Origin of the sequence: Archangium lansingense (assembly GCF_026626635.1) — a bacterium.
In the GTDB taxonomy this organism is placed as follows: domain Bacteria; phylum Myxococcota; class Myxococcia; order Myxococcales; family Myxococcaceae; genus Archangium; species Archangium lansingense.
On sequence record NZ_JAPNKA010000001.1, the window covers coordinates 570,996 to 587,667 of the forward strand.

The 16,672-nt window shown below is 69.7% G+C and carries 14 protein-coding genes; 10 read left to right on the forward strand and 4 right to left on the reverse strand.

All coding sequences use genetic code 11. The annotated features are described in order from the left end of the window. Nucleotides 1-146: 146 nt before the first annotated feature. Together OV287_RS02215 and OV287_RS02220 are read right to left on the reverse strand one after the other, a co-directional pair. Nucleotides 147-1,550 carry a sigma 54-interacting transcriptional regulator gene (locus OV287_RS02215; RefSeq protein WP_267532299.1) on the reverse strand — a complete coding sequence of 468 codons (1,404 nt, stop codon included), beginning with the start codon at nt 1,548-1,550 and terminating at the stop codon, nt 147-149. A gap of 9 nt (nt 1,551-1,559) precedes the next feature. Beyond that, on the reverse strand, nt 1,560-4,883 hold the full coding sequence (locus OV287_RS02220; protein WP_267532300.1) for a serine/threonine-protein kinase: 3,324 nt from the start codon (nt 4,881-4,883) through the stop codon (nt 1,560-1,562). A 230-nt stretch (nt 4,884-5,113) separates the two neighbouring features. Here OV287_RS02220 and OV287_RS02225 point away from each other — a divergent pair, with 230 nt between their 5' ends. The 6 genes from OV287_RS02225 (at nt 5,114) to OV287_RS02250 (ending at nt 10,408) form a co-directional block, all read left to right on the forward strand. Beyond that, nucleotides 5,114-5,245, forward strand: a complete 132-nt coding sequence (locus OV287_RS02225; RefSeq protein ID WP_267532301.1) for a hypothetical protein — start codon at nt 5,114-5,116, stop codon at nt 5,243-5,245. 1,018 nt (nt 5,246-6,263) lie between these two features. Next, nucleotides 6,264-6,743 carry a GNAT family N-acetyltransferase gene (locus OV287_RS02230; RefSeq protein WP_267532302.1) on the forward strand — a complete coding sequence of 160 codons (480 nt, stop codon included), beginning with the start codon at nt 6,264-6,266 and terminating at the stop codon, nt 6,741-6,743. Between the two features lie 326 nt (nt 6,744-7,069). Beyond that, entirely contained in the window at nt 7,070-8,326 is a 1,257-nt protein-coding gene (locus OV287_RS02235) for an aromatic ring-hydroxylating oxygenase subunit alpha (protein WP_267532303.1), read from the forward strand. A 12-nt stretch (nt 8,327-8,338) separates the two neighbouring features. Further along, complete coding sequence (locus OV287_RS02240; protein ID WP_267532304.1) at nt 8,339-8,809, forward strand: aromatic-ring-hydroxylating dioxygenase subunit beta; 471 nt, start codon at nt 8,339-8,341, stop codon at nt 8,807-8,809. Between the two features lie 15 nt (nt 8,810-8,824). Beyond that, nucleotides 8,825-9,820 (forward strand): ketol-acid reductoisomerase, encoded by a 996-nt coding sequence (ilvC, locus tag OV287_RS02245; RefSeq protein ID WP_267532305.1) that lies wholly within the window; start codon nt 8,825-8,827, stop codon nt 9,818-9,820. A gap of 183 nt (nt 9,821-10,003) precedes the next feature. Next, complete coding sequence (locus OV287_RS02250; protein WP_267532306.1) at nt 10,004-10,408, forward strand: hypothetical protein; 405 nt, start codon at nt 10,004-10,006, stop codon at nt 10,406-10,408. A 3-nt stretch (nt 10,409-10,411) separates the two neighbouring features. On the opposite strand, the gene OV287_RS02255 is transcribed toward OV287_RS02250, so the two are convergent. Beyond that, a complete protein-coding gene (locus OV287_RS02255) occupies nt 10,412-11,341 on the reverse strand; it encodes a bifunctional helix-turn-helix transcriptional regulator/GNAT family N-acetyltransferase (RefSeq protein WP_267532307.1) in 930 nt (309 codons plus the stop codon). Between the two features lie 107 nt (nt 11,342-11,448). After that, nucleotides 11,449-12,591 (reverse strand): NosD domain-containing protein, encoded by a 1,143-nt coding sequence (locus OV287_RS02260; protein ID WP_267532308.1) that lies wholly within the window; start codon nt 12,589-12,591, stop codon nt 11,449-11,451. Nucleotides 12,592-12,831: 240 nt separating this feature from the next. Here OV287_RS02260 and OV287_RS02265 point away from each other — a divergent pair, with 240 nt between their 5' ends. The 4 genes from OV287_RS02265 to OV287_RS02280 are packed head-to-tail and all read left to right on the forward strand — an operon-like array spanning nt 12,832 to nt 16,562. Beyond that, the gene (locus OV287_RS02265; protein WP_267532309.1) at nt 12,832-13,308 is read left to right on the forward strand and encodes a hypothetical protein; all 477 of its coding nucleotides are present in this window, start codon (nt 12,832-12,834) and stop codon (nt 13,306-13,308) included. 13 nt (nt 13,309-13,321) lie between these two features. After that, entirely contained in the window at nt 13,322-13,957 is a 636-nt protein-coding gene (locus tag OV287_RS02270; RefSeq protein ID WP_267532310.1) for a hypothetical protein, read from the forward strand. Then, nucleotides 13,954-15,294, forward strand: a complete 1,341-nt coding sequence (locus OV287_RS02275; protein ID WP_267532311.1) for a hypothetical protein — start codon at nt 13,954-13,956, stop codon at nt 15,292-15,294. Before OV287_RS02270 ends, OV287_RS02275 begins: the two co-directional genes overlap by 4 nt. Beyond that, complete coding sequence (locus tag OV287_RS02280; RefSeq protein WP_267532312.1) at nt 15,294-16,562, forward strand: two-component system sensor histidine kinase NtrB; 1,269 nt, start codon at nt 15,294-15,296, stop codon at nt 16,560-16,562. Before OV287_RS02275 ends, OV287_RS02280 begins: the two co-directional genes overlap by 1 nt. Nucleotides 16,563-16,672 lie beyond the last annotated feature (110 nt).

Below are 16,672 nucleotides of genomic sequence, written 5' to 3' on the forward strand. Positions count from 1 at the left end.
ACGCCTGGGCGCCAGAGCAAGCCATGCGCCAGCGCCCGCGGCGTGCCAACCCCTTGGTTTCAGAAGGGAGCCGCGGCCCGGCTGTACCCCACCGGGTGTTCCGAGGCGGGTACACCCCTGGACCACTGGTACACCTGGTACACCCTTCAGGAACGGAAGCCCTGAGGGTCCAGCCCGTGCCGCTTGAAGAGCCGGTGCACCTGCGCCCGTGAGGTCCCCAGGGCCTCGGCGATCTGGCTGACGTTGCCCCGGTGCTTGCGCAGCAGGGTGAGCAGCTCGTCCCGCTCCTGTTCCTGGGTGGACGTCTTGGGGGGCTCCGCCTTCGTGGCCCGGCCCGGAGGCTCCGCCTGGAGCTCGGCGGGCAAGTGCTCGAGGTCGATGCGCTCCGGAGAGAGCGCCACGGCCAGGGCCAGTCCGTGCTCCAGCTCGCGCACGTTGCGCGGCCAGTCGTGGCGGAACAGGGCCCGCGCCGCCGCGGGGGTGAACGACGGGCTGCGGGCTCCCGGAGGCACCAGGCGCCGCAGCAGCTCCGCCACCAGCAGCCCCATGTCCTCCCGCCGTTCGCGCAGAGGGGGAATCCACAGCCGCAGCCCCGACAGCCGCGCGAGCAGATCGCTCCGGAAGGTGCCCTCCCGCACCATCCTCCCCAAATCCCGGTTCGTCGCCGCCACCACCCGCAGGTCCACCGGGAGCGGCCGCGTCCCACCGACCGGAAGCACCTCGCTCTCCTGGAGGACGCGCAGCAGCGAAGCCTGGGCCGGCAGCGGCAGCTCGCCAATCTCGTCCAGGAACAGGGTGCCGCGATCCGAGCTCCGGACGAGCCCCAGGCGATCCTCACTGGCGCCGGAAAAGGCCCCCTTGCGGTAGCCGAACAGCTCCGACTGCACCAGCGTGTCCGGGAGCGCTCCGCAGTTGACGGCCACGAACTCGCCCGGCCGTTCCGACAGCGCATGGTAGGCGCGCGCCAGCAGCTCCTTGCCCGTTCCCGTCTCGCCCTCCAGCACCACCGGCACGGGCGTCCGCGCCACCCGGGCGAGCTTCGCCAGCTCCTGGAGCAGGCCGGGGTTCATCGTGGCGAACCCGGGTACCGGTACACGCGGCTCCCCGGCGCTGGCGTCTGGCGCGAACGCGGGTCCCGTGCTGGCCGTCTCGCGGAACAGCAGCAGGGTGTGGCCCAGCTCGAGCAGATCTCCATCCGCCAGCCAGCCCCGCGTCCGGGGCTCGTCGTTCACCCGGAGTCCGTTCTTCGAGTTCACATCTTCCAGCATCCACTGGTCGCCCGCGCGCATCAGCCGGGCGTGCTCCCGAGACATCCAGCGATCCGGTAGCTGGAGGACGAGCTGTCTGCGCCCCTCGTGCTCCTGCCGGCTCCACACCCGCGACGCGCCCCGGCCCAGCAGCACCTCGTCCAGCGCCTCCAGCCCGTACAGGCAGGGGGGAGCCAGGGGGTCCTCCATCTCCATGACGACGAGCAGGAATTGCCGGGGGCGCGCCGCGGGCGCTTGGGACTCAGGCCCTTGGTTGGAAAGCGTCTCGTCGTCCGGAGGCACGGCCCAAATCTAGCGGTTCTGCCCGCCGGCTCGCGAGCCACCCTCGGAGCCACCCGCACGGAGACTGGCGGCCTTCTTCGCCCAGAGCTCCCAGCCGCTCTTCCGGGCCTCTCGCTCGAGCACTTCCAGCCGCGCGAGCCCGGCCGCGCTCCTTCCAGAGGCCAGCTCCACTTCCGCGAGGGCCAGGCGCGCCTCGTATTGCCCCTCCAGCCAGGCCACCTTCTCGGCCCGGGCCAGGAGCTCCCGGAGGCTCGCCCGTGCGGACTCGCGCTCCGAGGCCTCCCCCCGTGAGGCGAGAAGGCGGGCGCTCTGGATCTTCAGCCCGAGCCACGTCAGCAGCGAGGTGGGCTCACCGGCCTCCAGGAGTGCAAGGTTCGCCTCCTTGTACCGGGCCCGGGCCATGAAGATTCGAGCTCGCAGGTGGTGGACGTCGGGAACGATGGACTCGGGCACGCTCGTCACGGCCGCGTCCGCCAGTTGCCCGGCCTCGTCGAGGTGGCCCTCCTCGAAGGTGAGCCGGGCCTGGCGCAGCCCGGCATCCTCCAGCGCTCGTCCTCCTGGCTTCTGGACGAGCCCTCGTGCCTCCTCCTGGAGCCGCCGTGCCCCGGCGAGGTCTCCTCGGACGAGCGCGAGCTCCGCCAGCTCCGTGACGCCCCTGAGGGTCTCCGCCAGGTTCTCGCTCTCCCGTGCGAGTTGGAGCTGCTCGCGGAACGAGGAGCCGGCGGCGTCGAGGTCCCCCAGACTCCGGTGGATCCTGCCCACCAGCGCCCATCCTTCCATCTCCAGTTTCGGCAGGCGCGCTTCGTGGCAGAGGGGCAACGCCTCCTGCGCGGAGCGAAGGGCCTCGCGCAGCTCGCCCAGCAGGTGTTCGTAGTCCCCGATCTCGAGGAGCACCATGCACAGCCCGTTGGACTGGCCGATCCCGGCGTAGAGGGCCTTCGCCTCCCGTGCCACCTGGAGCCCTCCCCTCAGGTCCCCCTCTGGCAGCAGCTCCATCTGCTTCCGCATGGCGTCGGCCTCCGCGAGCTGGTTGCCAGAGCGGCGGAAGAGCTGGATGGCGGCCCTCAGGGCTTCACGCGCGCGCTCGCTGGCCCCCTGCTGGGACAAGGCATCCGCCTCCAGGCTTCGATTGACGCCAGCGGAGAACCAGTCCTTCAACACCTCGAACTGGGAGGCCGCGCGGGCCGCCGCGGCCTGGGCCCGGGGGAAGTCTCGTGCATTCTGGGCGGCCTTCGCCTCGGCGTTGTCGAGCATGGCGGCGAAGACGAGCGGTGGGGGCCGCTCGCGGAGCTTCGCCAGCGTGGCGAAGGCCGCCGCCGCGTCCTCGGCGGCGATCTGTGCGTGGATGAGGGCCAGCCCAATTTCGAGCTCGTCCGGAAAGAGGTCGAAGTTCTGCTGGTAGAGCTCCGCTGCCCGTCTCCGGTCCAGCGTATACCCGGCGTGGAGGGCCTCGGTATTGAGACGGTCCTTGAGCGAGAGCTGTTCCGGGCGAGAGAGGACCTTCAGCAATTCCTCCTGGGCACGGCCGCGATCTCCCTTCGACACCAGGGCCGAGGCGAGACGCGAACGGGGGAGCGAAGGGTCCGGCTCCAGCGCGAGCACGTGCTCGAAGAGTGCCTGGGCACCGGCGCTATCCTGGCGACGAAGCTTCGCCATCCCTTCGTCGTAGAGCCGCAGGGCGTCGATACCGGAGGGCAGGACGCTGTCGTTCGGTGGGAACGGAGTCACACCTCGGATGCCGAGCGCCTCCCGGATGCGGACTCCGGCGCGAGCGAACAGGGGCAGCGGGGTCTCCAGGGGGCCGCTCTCCTCCACGAGCGCGACGGTCGCTCCGGTGGCGGTGTCCTGGAGCCGCAACTCCAACCGCAGGCTCGCGGCTCCGGAGGACTCCACGACGGCGTACGAGCCCAGCAACACGAGCTCGCACCCGAGCAGGCCGCGCAGTCGCGCCAGCGTCTCGGGGGGGAAGGCCCGGGCATTGTCCAGCGAGAGAGCGGCCTTCGCGGCATCGCCGCCGGAGACCGAGCGAAGCCGCTCACCGGCCCGCACCTCGATGGCGAGCGCCTGACTGAGCAGGGTCGAGAGCCAGGCGGTGTCGGGTCGCCCCGTCTGGTCCGCGAAGCCGAGGATGGCCACGGAGCGCCGCGTTGGCGCCAGACGCGTGGGAGATGAGTCCGAAGGCTGGAGGTGGAAAGCCGCCAGCAGGCCAGCCAGGACCAGCGAGAAGCGTGTGAGGAACCTTCGGCCCTCGGCTTGGATCCCCGGCAGGGGCAGGCTCGCCCACCTCGGGGCGGGGAGGGCGGCGAGTATCTCGCGTGCACTCTGGTAGCGGTGTTCGGGTAGGCGCTCGAGGCAACGGAGGACGAGGGCCTCCCACCGTCTATCCAGCTCGGGGCGGCGCTCACGCGGCGAGGGCGCGGGGGCATGGAGTCGCTGGAGGGCGGTGCTCCAGGCCTCCTCGCCCTGAAAGGGCCGGGCACCCGTCAGCAGCTCGAACAGGATGATGCCCAGCGCGTAGAGGTCCGTGGCGGGGGTGACAGGCCTTCCCTCGAGTTGCTCGGGCGCCATGTACGCGGGCGTGCCCACCAGTCGCGTGCCCGGCTCCATGGGAGCCACCGCGGCCTCGTCGACGAGCCGCGCCAGGCCGAAGTCGGTGATGACCGCGCGGGGCGGAGTACCTGGCCGTCCCCGCACCAGGAGCACATTGGCGCTCTTGAGATCGCGGTGGATGATGCCGGCCTCGTGCGCGGCGAGGAGCCCTTCGCAGAGCTGACGCACGAGCGGGAGCACCTCTCCGGGCGGGAGCGAGCCGGTGCGGCGCAGCAAGGCGGAGAGGGACTCGCCCTGGAGCAACTCCATGGTGAGGAAGCAGATCCGCTCCGAGCCCTGGGCGCTGGTGCGCAGGTGGAAGCCCACATCGAAGAGGCGGCAGACGTTGGGGTGAGACACCTTGCGTGCGAGAGCGATCTCGCGCTTGAGCTGGTCAAGGGCCCCTGGCCGCTCGGCGAGTTCCCGCCGGAGGACCTTGAGGGCAACGCGTTCGCCCAACTCCAGGTCCTCCGCGTCATAGACCTCGCCCATGCCACCGCGCCCGAGCAGGCCACGGATGCGGTAGCGGAAGGCCACCAGCTCATCGTCCTCGAAGACCCGGAGTGATTGGGTGGCCCGCGTTGGGAGGGGAGTGGACTCCTCGGAGCGTGACGCGGTGGTGTCCAGCGTCTGGCTCGCCTCGCCGGAGGTGTTCTCCCCGGAGGTGTTCTCCCCGGAGTTGTCAGGGGCCTCGGCTCTGGGCTCGGGAGGGAGGAGTGCGCGCGGGGGGCGAACGACGGACATTCTCGGAAGTCGTTGAGGCTTCTATCAGCGCCCGGAAGGAGATGACTGGAGGTTGCCACCACTGCCGGGCGAGCGATAGGGCCGGGGGGGACATATGAGCACCATCGCCGCTCAGCTGCCTGGCGCAGCCGCTCCGTGTTCGCCAACCGACGGGCCTCTTCGTCGGCGCGCTGGTGCATCCCTCCTGGGCCCGGCACGTCCGGGGACGAGGTGGCACCATGGACCGGGCCATGGCGAAGGACATCCAGGAGAAGTTCCAGCAGCAGAAGCAGCCATGCACCTTGAGTGAGGCCGAGTGGGCGGAGCGCTGCGAGGAGCCCGCAGATTGGGAATACTTCGATTGCCCACAGGAATGCCGATGAGGTGGCGCACGCTGCTCGCCATACTTCTCGGGCTGCTGCTTCCAGGTCCACTGGTCTGGCTGCTTTACACGGCTGTGTCTGGCGAGAGCCCGAGTGCTCCAGCGCTGCGAACGATTCCGATGCTCTCTCTCGAGGAGCGCCGAAGCCTGCTGACCTACGAGCGTCCATGTCAGCAACCCGAGGATTGCGAGTCCTCGCTCGTGTGTTTCTTCAACCCGAGGAGGAGGGAGCGCTACTGCACTGATTCCACGTGCGTGACGGATTCGCAGTGCCCGGCAGGGTTCGCCTGCCGTGCGTCGGCGCTTGGGCGCGACGGACCCTCCCTTCGCCTATGCGCGCTGGTGGGGATACGAAAGGAAGGCGAAGCCTGCCACTCCTTGCCGGAGACGCCTCGCGAGGGTTGTGAGCAGGGCCTCGTCTGCCAGGGGTGGTGCGGTCGTCCCTGCCGGCTGGATGATGCCGCGAGCTGCCCCGAGGGCTTCTTTTGCAGGGAAGGTCCCAACGGTGCCTCGTGCCTTCCCACGTGTGAAGGTCGCTCATGTCCCGAGGGTCAGCGCTGCGTCCGGGTCGGAGAGCGCACCTCGGTCTGCGCGCAGCTCCACGGAGAGGACTGCCAACGGACACCCTGCTCCGAGCAACAGAGGTGCCTCGTGGATTACGCCCCACAGCGCCCGGGGGAGGTCTGGATGCGGTGCTCCGCCCGCTGCGGCGAGAACGAACCCCCTTGCCCAGAGGGGCTCGTCTGCCAGGTGTTCCGTTGCCGCCAGCCCTGCGACCCAGAGGTCCCCGGAGTATGCGGCCCCTTCCATCAATGCCTCCGCTCCTCCGAAACGGAGCCCTGGGTCTGCCGTCCGGACTACTGAGGCGCACTCCGCCAGCATTGCTCGAAGGGGCAGCTCCAGGCGCTCACCACCGAGCCATAGGCCGCGCGGTGAAGTACAAGAGCTGAGCCCGAGCCGAGGCTGTGAGGCTCCGCGCGTGGCACGCAGGGCCTCGGAGGCCCGGAGGCACGAGTCGCATGGAAGCAGGGTGGAGCATCCGCAAGGCGGGCGTGGAGGACCTGGAGGATCTGGTCCGCCTGCGCCTGGAGTTGCTGCGCAGCACGCGCGGGGTGGAGCGGTTGGAGAACGAGGAGACGCTGGTGGACCTCACCCGGCGGTACCTCGAGCGGGCGATAACCGCGGGACGCTTCCACACCTGGGTGGCCGAGGCCGGAGGCCGGCTGGTGGCCTGCGGTGGGGTGATGCCCTTCGAGAGGCCTCCGGTGCCCGGCAACATGGCGGGCCTGGAGATGCACATCCTCAACATGTACACGGAGCCCGGGTGGCGCGGCCGAGGTGTCGCGCGGGCGCTGTTCTCGGAGCTGATGCGCTTCGCGCGCGAGCAGGGGGCGGGCCGCATCTGCCTGCACGCCTCGGCCGAGGGCCGGCCGCTCTACGAGTCGGTGGGCTTCCAACCGAACCCCACGGCGCTGGAGTGGACCCCTTCGTCGAAGTGAATCAGCGCTTCGCCCACGCATTCCCAGGGGAGCCGGTCCCTGGACGAGCGGGGGGCGAGCGGCGGGGCGTGGGCCGGCCTCTTGTCGGGTGCCGGGACGCTTCGGACCTTTCTTCCAGCACCGGGCCACGAGCGATGGCGCGTGAGGCCCTCACGTGACGGGAGAGCGCGATGGCGGAGAACAAGGTAGCCCCGGACAAGGGCATGATTCGGGAGAGGGCGGGGGTGAGGGGCTGCTGCTTCCCGTGGCCCAGATGAAGACCTGACTCCTTCTCCGTGGTGAGGCCCTGGGCCCAAGGCCCGGCTCGCCGCGTCCGGGACTCTCTCATGGACACCATCCCTTCGGCGGAACCCTTCTGGCCCTGGCCCGAGGGCGATACGGCCCACGTGCCCTACCGGGTCTTCACGGACGCGGAGCTGTTCCAGCGTGAGCAGGAGCGCATCTTTCAGGGGCCGACGTGGAACTACGTGGGGCTGGATGCCGAGGTGCCGGAGGAGGGCAGCTTCCGCACCACGCACATCGGGGACGTGCCGGTCATCCTGTCGCGCTCGAAGGACGGACAGGTTCACGTGCTCATCAACCGCTGCTCGCACCGGGGCGCGCTGGTGCTGCACGAGGCGTGCGGCAAGCACAAGCGCTTCAACTGCGTCTACCACCAGTGGGGCTACGACCCGGACGGGACGCTGCGTGCGGTGCCCTTCAAGCAGGGGGTGGAGGGGCACGGCGGCTACTGCGGCGTGGACGTGGACATGAAGGCGTTGAGCCTGCGCCGGCTGCGGGTGGAGGTGCTCAACGGGCTCGTCTTCGCGAGTTTCCGCGACGACACCCCGCCGCTGCGCGAGTACCTGGGCGGCGTCTGGCCGCAGCTCACACGGGTGTTCGATGGGAGGAAGCTGCAGGTGCTCGGCTACCTGCGCCAGCGGGTGAGGGCCAACTGGAAGCTGTACTTCGAGAACGTGAAGGACCCGTACCACGCGGGCCTGCTGCACCTGTTCGTGGCGACGTTCGGGCTGTTCCGCTCGACTCAGCGGGGCGAGACGCTGGCGGAGCCGAGCGGCTGCGGGCACTTGATCTCCTACAAAGGAGGCGCGGAGGAGCACCGCGAGGAGTACGAGCAGCAGGGCATCAGCACGTACCAGAAGGGCTACCGGCTGCGGGCGCCCGAGCTGATGCGCAAGCTGCCGGACTTCAAGGACGACATCGCGGTCTCCATCCAGACGGTCTTCCCCAGCCTGGTCATCCACCGCATCTCCAACAGCATTGCGACGCGGCACGTGTTGCCGAGGGACGTGAACGACTTCGATCTCATCTGGACGCTGCTGGGGTACGAGGACGACACGCCGGAGCTGCGCAACCAGCGAATCCTCCAGGCGAACCTGGTGGGGCCCTCGGGGTACATCTCGCTGGAGGACGTGGAGGCGCTGGAGATCGTCCAGCGAGGCATCCAGGGGGAGCGAGGGGACGCGGCCTTCGTGGCACTCGGGGGGACACAGGTGCAGTACGGCGAGCCGGAGCGGGACCTGGCCAACGAGACGGCCATTCGCGGCTTCTGGAAGACGTGGCGCACGTTGATGGGAGTGTGAGCGAGGCCGAGCATGAGGGACCCGACCATCCGCTGCACCGTGGAAGACCTGCTCTACCGCTACGCGGAGGCGCTGGACGATGGCGAGCTGGAGCGCTGGCCGGCGCTGTTCGTGGAGGGGGGACAGTACCGGCTGATACCGAGGGAGAACCACCAGCAGGGCCTGCCGGTGAGCCTCATCCTGTGCACGAGCCGGGCGATGATGGAGGACCGGGTGGTGGCGATCCGCAAGGCCTGTGTCTACACGCCGCATGTGTGCCGGCACCTGCACACGAATGTGCGGGTGGGAGAGGAGGAAGCGGGGCACGTGGAGGCGCGGGCGAACTACGCGGTGTACCGGACGACGGAGGACGGCGAGACGGTGCTGCTGAGCGTGGGGCACGTGGAGGCGCGGGTGGCGCTGGAACCGGAGCCGCGCTTCGAGCGGATGGACGTGGTGTACGAGACGTTCCGGATACCGGGGCTGCTCGTGTATCCGATTTGAGCGTGGGGGAGACGGATGGCGCGGGTGTTCTATGACGCGGATGCGGACCTGGGGTTTCTGAGCGGGCTAACGGTGTCCGTGTATGACTATGGCAGCGTGGGGCGAGCGCAGGCGTTGAACCTGAGGGACTCGGGCGTGCGCGTGGTGGTGTGCGAGCGCCCGGGGACGCCCGCGGCAAAGTGCGCGGAGGCAGAGGGCTTCGAACTGGTGGACGCGGTGGAGGCGGCGATGCGCGGGGACGTACTGGCGCTGCTGGTGTCGGACCTGGCGCAGGCGGAGCTGTTCCACAAGTCCATCGAGCCGAACCTGACGCCGGGGAAGCTGCTGCTCTACTACCACGGCTTCGCCATCCACTACGGCCTGGTGCGGCCGCCGGCGCGAGTGGATGTGGCGATGATCGCACCGAATGGCCCGGGGGACCTGGTGCGTAAGACCTTCGTGGAAGGGCAAGGCGTGCCGTGCCTTGTAGCGGTGAAGCAGGACGCGACGGGCCAGGCGCTAGAGCGGGCGCTGGCATACGCGAAGGGGATGGGAGCGACGAGGGCGGGAGTCCTCCAGACGAGCTTCCGGGAGGAGACGGAGACGGACCTCTTCGGGGAGCAGGCGGTGCTGTGCGGAGGAATGACGGCGCTGGTGCAAGCGAGCTTCGAGACGCTGGTGGAAGCGGGCTACTCAGCGGAGGTGGCATACTTCCAGGTGCTGCACGAGCTGAAGCTGGTGGTGGACCTGATGTACGAGCACGGCATCTCGGGGATGCGCGAGCGGATCAGCGACACGGCGGTATACGGAGACCTGACACGGGGCCCGAGGGTGGTGGACGGGGCGGTGCGAGCGAGGCTGAAGGAGGTATTGGGGGAGATCCAGGACGGGCGTTTCGCGAAGGAGTGGATGGATGAGAACGCAGCAGGCCGGCCGAATTTCAAGAGGCTGCTGGAGGAAGGCCGTCACCACCCCATCGAGGAAGTAGGCCGCCGGTTGCGAGCGATGATGCCGTGGTTCCAGAAACCCTGAGACCAGACCAGACCAGACCAGACCATCTCCCCGTCAATTTCCCCTCGCCCTCCGGGAGAGGTACGGGGTGAGGGTATCGAGGATCCCGGGTTCCCACCCAAGTCCGGGTTGCCAACGCGGAAGAGACCCTTAGGTTGAGGAGCCTTCCCAATCGGAGGGTCTCTCCCCAGAGGACCGTTGCCCATGGCTGGAATCCGCGAGGACTTCATCGAGCGAATGATCGAGCGGCTGGTGGCGGCGCTCGCGGCGATCATCAAGGCGGGGAAGAGCCAGAAGACGGAGGAGGCGCTCGACCTCGTCCACCATGCGAGCCTGTCCCTCTTCGGGATGGAGTACCGGATGCTCATCACCATCGATGCGGGCTCGGTGGCGGGGTTGCTGGAGCACCCGGAGAAGATCAAAGCACTGGCAAAGCTGGTGAGTACGGAGGCGGACCTCCTCCAGCAGCGAGGAGACACAGAGGGCGCCGCACACCGGCTGGGCCATGCGCTCGGGCTGCTTCAGGAAGCACAGCGAAGAAGAACAACCCCAGACCCCGAGACAGAGACGCTCCTGCGGAGCGTGCAAGACAGGCTCGCCCAGACCTGAACCTCAGAGGGCCAACTCCCACGTCTCGCCCACCTGACCCTCGCCGAAGAGGGGGTCCGGCTCCGAGTGGACGAGCTTGAAACCCGCCGCCGCGTAGATGTGCCGAGCGCCGAGGAGCACGCTGTTCGTCCACAGCGCCACCTTGAGGTAGCCGGCCTGACGGGCGAAGCGCACGCATTCGTCCACCAGCCGCGAGCCGATGCCCAGCCCTCGCGCGGAGGGCTCGACCAGGAGCAGGCGAAGCTTGGCGACCGTCTTCGACTTCTTCACCAGGAACACGGAGCCGACGGGCTCGCCGTCCTTCTCCGCTATCCAGCAGCGCTCGCGCTTCGGATCCAGCTTCTGGATGAACTCCGCGACGATGCTGGCCACGAGGGCCTCGAAGCGCTCGTCCCAGCCGTACTCCTGGGAGTACAGCACGCCGTGGCGTTGGACGATCCAACCCAGGTCTCCTGACTGATGCGGCCGGAGTAGATACGGGGCCTTCGGTTCGGCCTTCGCACCGAGCAACTCCTCGATGGTGTGCATCGCCTCCACCAGTCGCCGCTGCCCGGCGGGAGACAGCCCAGCCATCATCCGGGTGACCTCGGCGCTCGAGCGCGCGTCGAGCGGGGCGAGGGCATTTCGGCCTTGCCGTGTGAGCTGGAGATGGCTTCGCCGTCCATCGGCCTTGGAGGGCGTCTTGCGGAGGAAGCCCTTCTTCTCGAACCGGCTGAGGATGCGGCTCAGGTAGCCGGCGTCGAGGCCAAGCTCCCGGCCGAGCTCCGTGGCCGTGGGCTCCTCACGGTGGGCGAGCTCGTAGAGCACGCGCACCTCGGAGAGGGAGAAAGGGCTCTCCAACAGCCCTTCCTGAAGGACACCAATCTTCTGGGTGTAGAAGCGGTTGAAGCGCCTCACTGCCTCCACGCGCTGGGCGACTCCCTTGTCGGACATCCTCGGCACCTCGGAGCGGGCACGGCCTGATGCATGGCAGCGTCAACGAAATAGTTGCCTCTGTCAACCATCTCCGGCGGGGGGCGGGGCTTCCGCGCGAGGAGGCCTCACAGCGAGCAGGGCGTGGCGGTCTGCACGTTGCCGCTGGTGCGCAGGCGCGGGTCGAGCTGCGTGCGCGTGCAGTTCGCCGGGTAGTCCGTCTGGTAGTACACCCAGGTGGGCATGGGCTGGCAGGAGTAGGTTCCATCCAGCGTGTTGTCGCGGAACTCGTTCTGGTACGAGCGGCACTCGGTGGCCAGGGTGCAGTCGGTGCGCTGGGCCGCGTCGCAGAGCCACTCCGAATACCCATAGGCGCCGGCCCGGGTGATGCGGTTCGCGTTGATGATGTTGTAGTTGGAGTAGTCGCGGATGCGGATGGCATCCCCCGACACGCGCTCGAAGACGTTGCGCTGGATGGAGTTGCGATCCGACTTGTGCGCGACGTAGATGGCGTGGAGGAGGCCCGGGCTGGCCGAGTTGGTGATGTTGTAGAAGTGGTTGTTCTCGATGATGTTGTCGTCCGAGTTCACCAGCCGCACGGCCGCCGTGCTGGGCTCATGGCTCGTGGCGCCCGCCCAGCCATTGCCGATTTGATCGAAGTAGCAGCCGTAGATGCGGTTGCCGCCGTTGAAGCCCGCCAGGTTGTCTCGCTGGCCATTGAAGCTGATGGCGGTGCTGTAGCGTTGGACGCGGACGTACCAGAAGTGCAGCTTCGACGGGACGCCGGAGGAATTGCCGAGCGCGAACCACGTGCGCTGCGTGCACGCGCCGCTCGCCGACGAGCAGCCATCGAAGACGGGACGCACGGCGCTGGTGCCATCGGCCGGCATGAACTTGATCTCATGGCCCGACACGTAGGTCCACGTCACGGACTGCCCGTAGTAGGTGCCTGTCCCGATGCGCACCTCGGTGGGGCAGGTGGGGGCCGCGGAGCGGATGATGTCCTGCACCCGGCTCAGGGTGAGGACGGGACTGCTCGACGCGCGCCCGGTATTGGCGTCATTGCCGGTGGTGGACATGTAGACGCGGAAGGGACCGGCCCCAGCGTTGGCGCTACACGCCGTGGGATCTGCCAGTGTCGTGAGGGGAGCCTGCTCCACGCTCGCTTCCTCGGGGGACTCATCGAAGACCAGGGGTCCACCACAGGCGAGGGTCAGCGCCACGGGCAGCATCAGCCAGGGGCGGCGCGAGAGAATCTTGGGCAGGGACATGCGGAGCTCCGAGGGGGAATGAGCCAGATCGTCGAGTGTACGCTCCCAGTGCAGTCTGGAAGTCGTGTATTTCATGGAGAGGGCGGGTGGGCCTGGATGTACCGGTTGGTACAGGCGGGTGTCCCAGATGGTGCAGGCTTCGGAAGCAGACAGGCGCATTGCCGGGGAGCCGGTGCCCGGCACGGAGAATGCTAGGCTCCCGGGTGCGTCTTCTCCCTGGGGCGCGTCGTGGAGGCGGTCATGCGCGGGCTCCTCATTCTCGCCATCTCGTTGTGGGCCGCGGGCGCCAGCGCCGAGGAACCGCCACGCCGTCAGGAGCCCCGGGCTGCCATCCTCGAGGCGCTCGAGGTGCAGGCTTCGCTCCCGGCGCAGCTGCCCCGCTTGCCTGAGGCTTCCTCCTCTGTAGCCGAGCCGGCTCGGGACACCGCCACGCAGGGTTCTCGCCGGGACGCGGCGGCGCGCACCCGCGGTGAGTCCTCTGAAAAGGCCCGCCGCGAGGCCTCGGAGAGCGCTGCGCGCATGAGCGAGCGGACTCCTCCCGGGCAGAGCATCAAGGCCGCGCGTGCTGCCGCGTTGGGCGCCGCGGGAGGAGGCTCGGATGTACAGGACGCAGCGGGCCGCTCTCGCGCCGAGCAGGTGCGCAAGAACAAGGACCCCAAGCCCGACAGCCCGGGGAACGGCCGGCCGGCACAGCCGCAACCCGTCCGGGGTCCGTGATAGAGATCCTCGCGTGAAGCGTCTCGCGCTTTGCCTCGCCCTGTTCGTTGGGCTCACGGCGGCCACACCCCAGGATGCGACACCCCACTTGCTTCAGGGGGCTCGCCACTTCCGCGAGGGCCGCTTCGCCAATGCTCTGGTGGAGTTCAAGGTGGCCCAGCGCCTGGGCACCGACGGCGAGGCGGACTGGTACATCGCCGCGTCCCTGGTGAAGCTCGGCCGCGCCGAGGAGGCGCTGGAGGCTTTCTCCACCGCACGCAAGACGGCTCCGGACGCGCGGGACGCGCTGCTCGACTACTACCACGCGCTGGCCTGTTACGAGGCGCGCCTCTACCTGTGCGCGGACACGCTCCTGGACGCGGTGGGAGATGCCTCCGGGCCGCGCATTGGCGAGCAGGTGCGCAAGCTGCGCGGAGACATCGCCGCCCTCTTCCGCTCGACGCCTACGCCCGCCTCCATCGACTGGTACCACGTGCGCGCCGCCCAGGTGCGAGCCTCTGGGCGCTCAGTACTCGCCGCGCACTTCCTGGAGGAAGCGGTGCGACTGGCCGGAAAGCGGGAGGACAGCTACCGGCTCGCTGAGGCCCGTGACGCGCTGGGCGCGCTGTCCGAGCGGCCTGCTCCGCTGGTGGGGGGACGCAGTCCGTGAGTTTGGGCCTCCTGGTGGCCGCGCTGCTCGCCCAGCCCGGCCTCTGCGGGCCGGTGACTCCTCTGGCCACGCCGGATCCAGCCGCCGCCGCGCTCTACGTGGAGGTGGCCGAGACCGAGCAGGCCGCGGGAGACAGGGAGACGGCACTCATCGCCTGGCGCGAAGTGCTGCGCAGGGACCCTCGCAACGCCCGGGCGCGGAAGGCCCTGAAGTCACTCTGTCAGAGCGACACGGCCGAGGAGCAAGCGGAGGCCGCGGCGGCGTCGCTGCTCTCCGGCCTCTCCCTCTTCGAGCGCGGTGAGGACAAGGCCGCGGCGGTGGCCTTCCACGAGGCCCTCTCCGAGCCGGAGCTGGTGGACACGGCCTCTTTCTTCCTCGGAGTGCTCGCCCTGCGCGAGGGGCGCGCGAGCGAGGCGGGTACCTTCTTTAACGCGGCGGTGGTGTCTTCAGACGAAGGGCTCGCGAGGCGCGCCGAGGAACTGCGTCTGCAGGCCGCGCGAGAGGGGCGGGTGGCGCTGACGGTGCGGCTGGGGAGCGAGTACGACTCCAACGTGGACCTGGCGCCGGACGGCACGCGGCGGCAGGGAGGGAGCGCGGACGGAGTAGGCATGGGGCTCGCCGAGCTGCGCCTGCGTCCCTGGGGCCAGCGGGGGCCATACGCACGCGTCTCCGGTAACTACCGGGGCCACCTGCGATTCCACGGCTTCGACCTGGCGGGAGCAGGAGGCGCGTTGGGCTGGGCGCACCTGGGTCCGGTGCTGCAACTGTCCGCGGAGTACGGCCTGGATTACCTGGCCCTCGGAGGGGCGCCGTACCTGCTCGCGCACCGGTTGCAGGGGGCCGCGCGCGCGCCAGTGGGCCCAGTGGTGGTGGAGGGCTCGGCGGCCGTGCGCCGCGAGGGCTTCCTCGACGCTACGTATGAAGGCTATTCCGGGTGGCGGAGCACGGCGCGGCTGGACGTGGAGTGGAGCCCCACCGAGTCCCTCACTGTGTCGGCGGGCTGGTCCGGCGGCCTGCTGAGGACGTATGACTTGGCGCTCGGCTTCTTCGAGCACGGCCCCCGCGCCGGGTTGCGCCTGGGCCTGCGCCCGGGGCTGCGCATACTGGGGGATATGGGCTACTCCCTGCGCGGTTACCAGAACTTCGACAACCCGCTGGGGGCTCGCCGTGAGGACGGCTCCCTCGACGCAGGTGCGGTGTTAGAGTGGGACGTGGCGAGGAACTGGAGCGTGCAGGCCTCGGTGGGCTGGCGCGGCGCGTCCTCCAACATCCCTGAGCTCGCCTATGGCCGCTTCACCGGTGGGCTGGGGCTGGTGTGGTCGCGAGGGCTGTACTGATGGCGCGGCTCACCTCACGCGCGCTGGGCCCGCTGGGGCTCGCGACGCTCGGACTGGTGGGAGCGCTCGCGGCGACGCTGGCCCTCTACCGTGCGGGCAGCGCGGCGCTGGAGCAGTCACTGGATGCGCGGCTGCGGGGCGCGGGAGCGTCCGCCGCGTTGCTGCTGACGGACACGCCGGCCTCGCCCGAGCGGCTGGAGGCGCTGATGCGGGCCAACGCGCTGGACGGGGTGTACGTGGTGGACCGGAAGCTGTCGGTGCCTGCGGACGCCACGGGGCCGGCGCGCAGGCGGGTGGATCTGCTGCGCACGGACCCGGCGGGAGTGGAGGCTGCGCTGGCGGGAGAGACGCGGGTGGGGGCGGGCTACGCGATGGGCGACCTTCAGGTGACGGTAGGCTACTTCCCAGTGCGCGGGCGCGGGGGGCAGGTGGAGTCGGTGCTGGTGCTGGAGGCAGGGCGAGCCTTCTCCAATGCGCGCGAGTCGCTGCGGCGCGCGCTATGGGGCGGGGTGGCGCTATCGACGGTGGGGGCGCTGGCGCTGGCGCTGGTGGCGGCGCGGTGGCTGCGGGACGAGCGGGCGCGGCGCGAGGCGGCGGCGAAGGCGGCGCGAGGCGAGGCGCTGACGAAGATGGCGGCCATGGCGGCGCATGAGATTCGCAATCCGCTAGGCGTCATCCGCGGCACGGTGGAGCTGATGCGCGAGCGCAGCGGGGCGAAGCTCTCGGAGCGAGACAAGGAGTCGCTGGAGGACGTGCTGGGCGAGGTGGAGCGGCTGCGCCGGCTGACGGAGGACCTGCTGGACCTGAGCGCGGACCGGCCGCTGGCGGCGCAGCGGGTGGCGCTGTCCGAGGTGCTGGAGGAGGCGGCGAGGGCGACGGAGGCGGCCTTCCCGGGAGTGAAGGTGCGTCGGAGCTTCGCGGAACTGCCGCCGGTGGAGGGAGACGCGGGGCGACTGAGACAGGTGTTCGCCAACCTCCTGCAGAACGCGGCGCAGGCGCAGGGAGAGGGCGAGGTGCGGCTGGCGGCGCAACCGGACGGGAGCGCGGTGCGGGTGCGCGTGGAGGACGACGGGCCGGGAGTGCCGAAGGAAGTCCGCGAGCGACTCTTCGACCTGTTCGTCACGGGGAAGGCGAACGGAACGGGACTGGGCCTGGCGCTGTGCCGTCGGCTGGTGGAGCGGCACGGTGGCACGGTGGTGTTGGTGCCCGAGCAGCGCAAAGGCAGCACCTTCGAGGTGCGGCTGCCCGCGGCGCATCAGGCCCGCTGACTCCCGGGCGCGCGTTGACTGCTGGGCGCGGACGCACCTCGCGGGCCGGTGGCGCTGTCTCTCCCGGTGCGCGGGTGCACAACGGAGATGCGCAGGGGCCTGCACAACTT

What these genes read in the sequence shown, in the direction of transcription:
- OV287_RS02220 (WP_267532300.1), bottom strand. Translation starts at nt 4,883, where the DNA reads ATGTCCGTCGTTCGCCCCCCGCGCGCACTCCTCCCTCCCGAGCCCAGA.
- OV287_RS02225 (WP_267532301.1), top strand. Translation starts at nt 5,114, where the DNA reads ATGGCGAAGGACATCCAGGAGAAGTTCCAGCAGCAGAAGCAGCCATGC.
- OV287_RS02230 (WP_267532302.1), top strand. Translation starts at nt 6,264, where the DNA reads ATGGAAGCAGGGTGGAGCATCCGCAAGGCGGGCGTGGAGGACCTGGAG.
- OV287_RS02235 (WP_267532303.1), top strand. Translation starts at nt 7,070, where the DNA reads ATGGACACCATCCCTTCGGCGGAACCCTTCTGGCCCTGGCCCGAGGGC.
- OV287_RS02240 (WP_267532304.1), top strand. Translation starts at nt 8,339, where the DNA reads ATGAGGGACCCGACCATCCGCTGCACCGTGGAAGACCTGCTCTACCGC.
- ilvC (WP_267532305.1), top strand. Translation starts at nt 8,825, where the DNA reads ATGGCGCGGGTGTTCTATGACGCGGATGCGGACCTGGGGTTTCTGAGC.
- OV287_RS02250 (WP_267532306.1), top strand. Translation starts at nt 10,004, where the DNA reads ATGGCTGGAATCCGCGAGGACTTCATCGAGCGAATGATCGAGCGGCTG.
- OV287_RS02255 (WP_267532307.1), bottom strand. Translation starts at nt 11,341, where the DNA reads ATGTCCGACAAGGGAGTCGCCCAGCGCGTGGAGGCAGTGAGGCGCTTC.
- OV287_RS02260 (WP_267532308.1), bottom strand. Translation starts at nt 12,591, where the DNA reads ATGTCCCTGCCCAAGATTCTCTCGCGCCGCCCCTGGCTGATGCTGCCC.
- OV287_RS02265 (WP_267532309.1), top strand. Translation starts at nt 12,832, where the DNA reads ATGCGCGGGCTCCTCATTCTCGCCATCTCGTTGTGGGCCGCGGGCGCC.
- OV287_RS02280 (WP_267532312.1), top strand. Translation starts at nt 15,294, where the DNA reads ATGGCGCGGCTCACCTCACGCGCGCTGGGCCCGCTGGGGCTCGCGACG.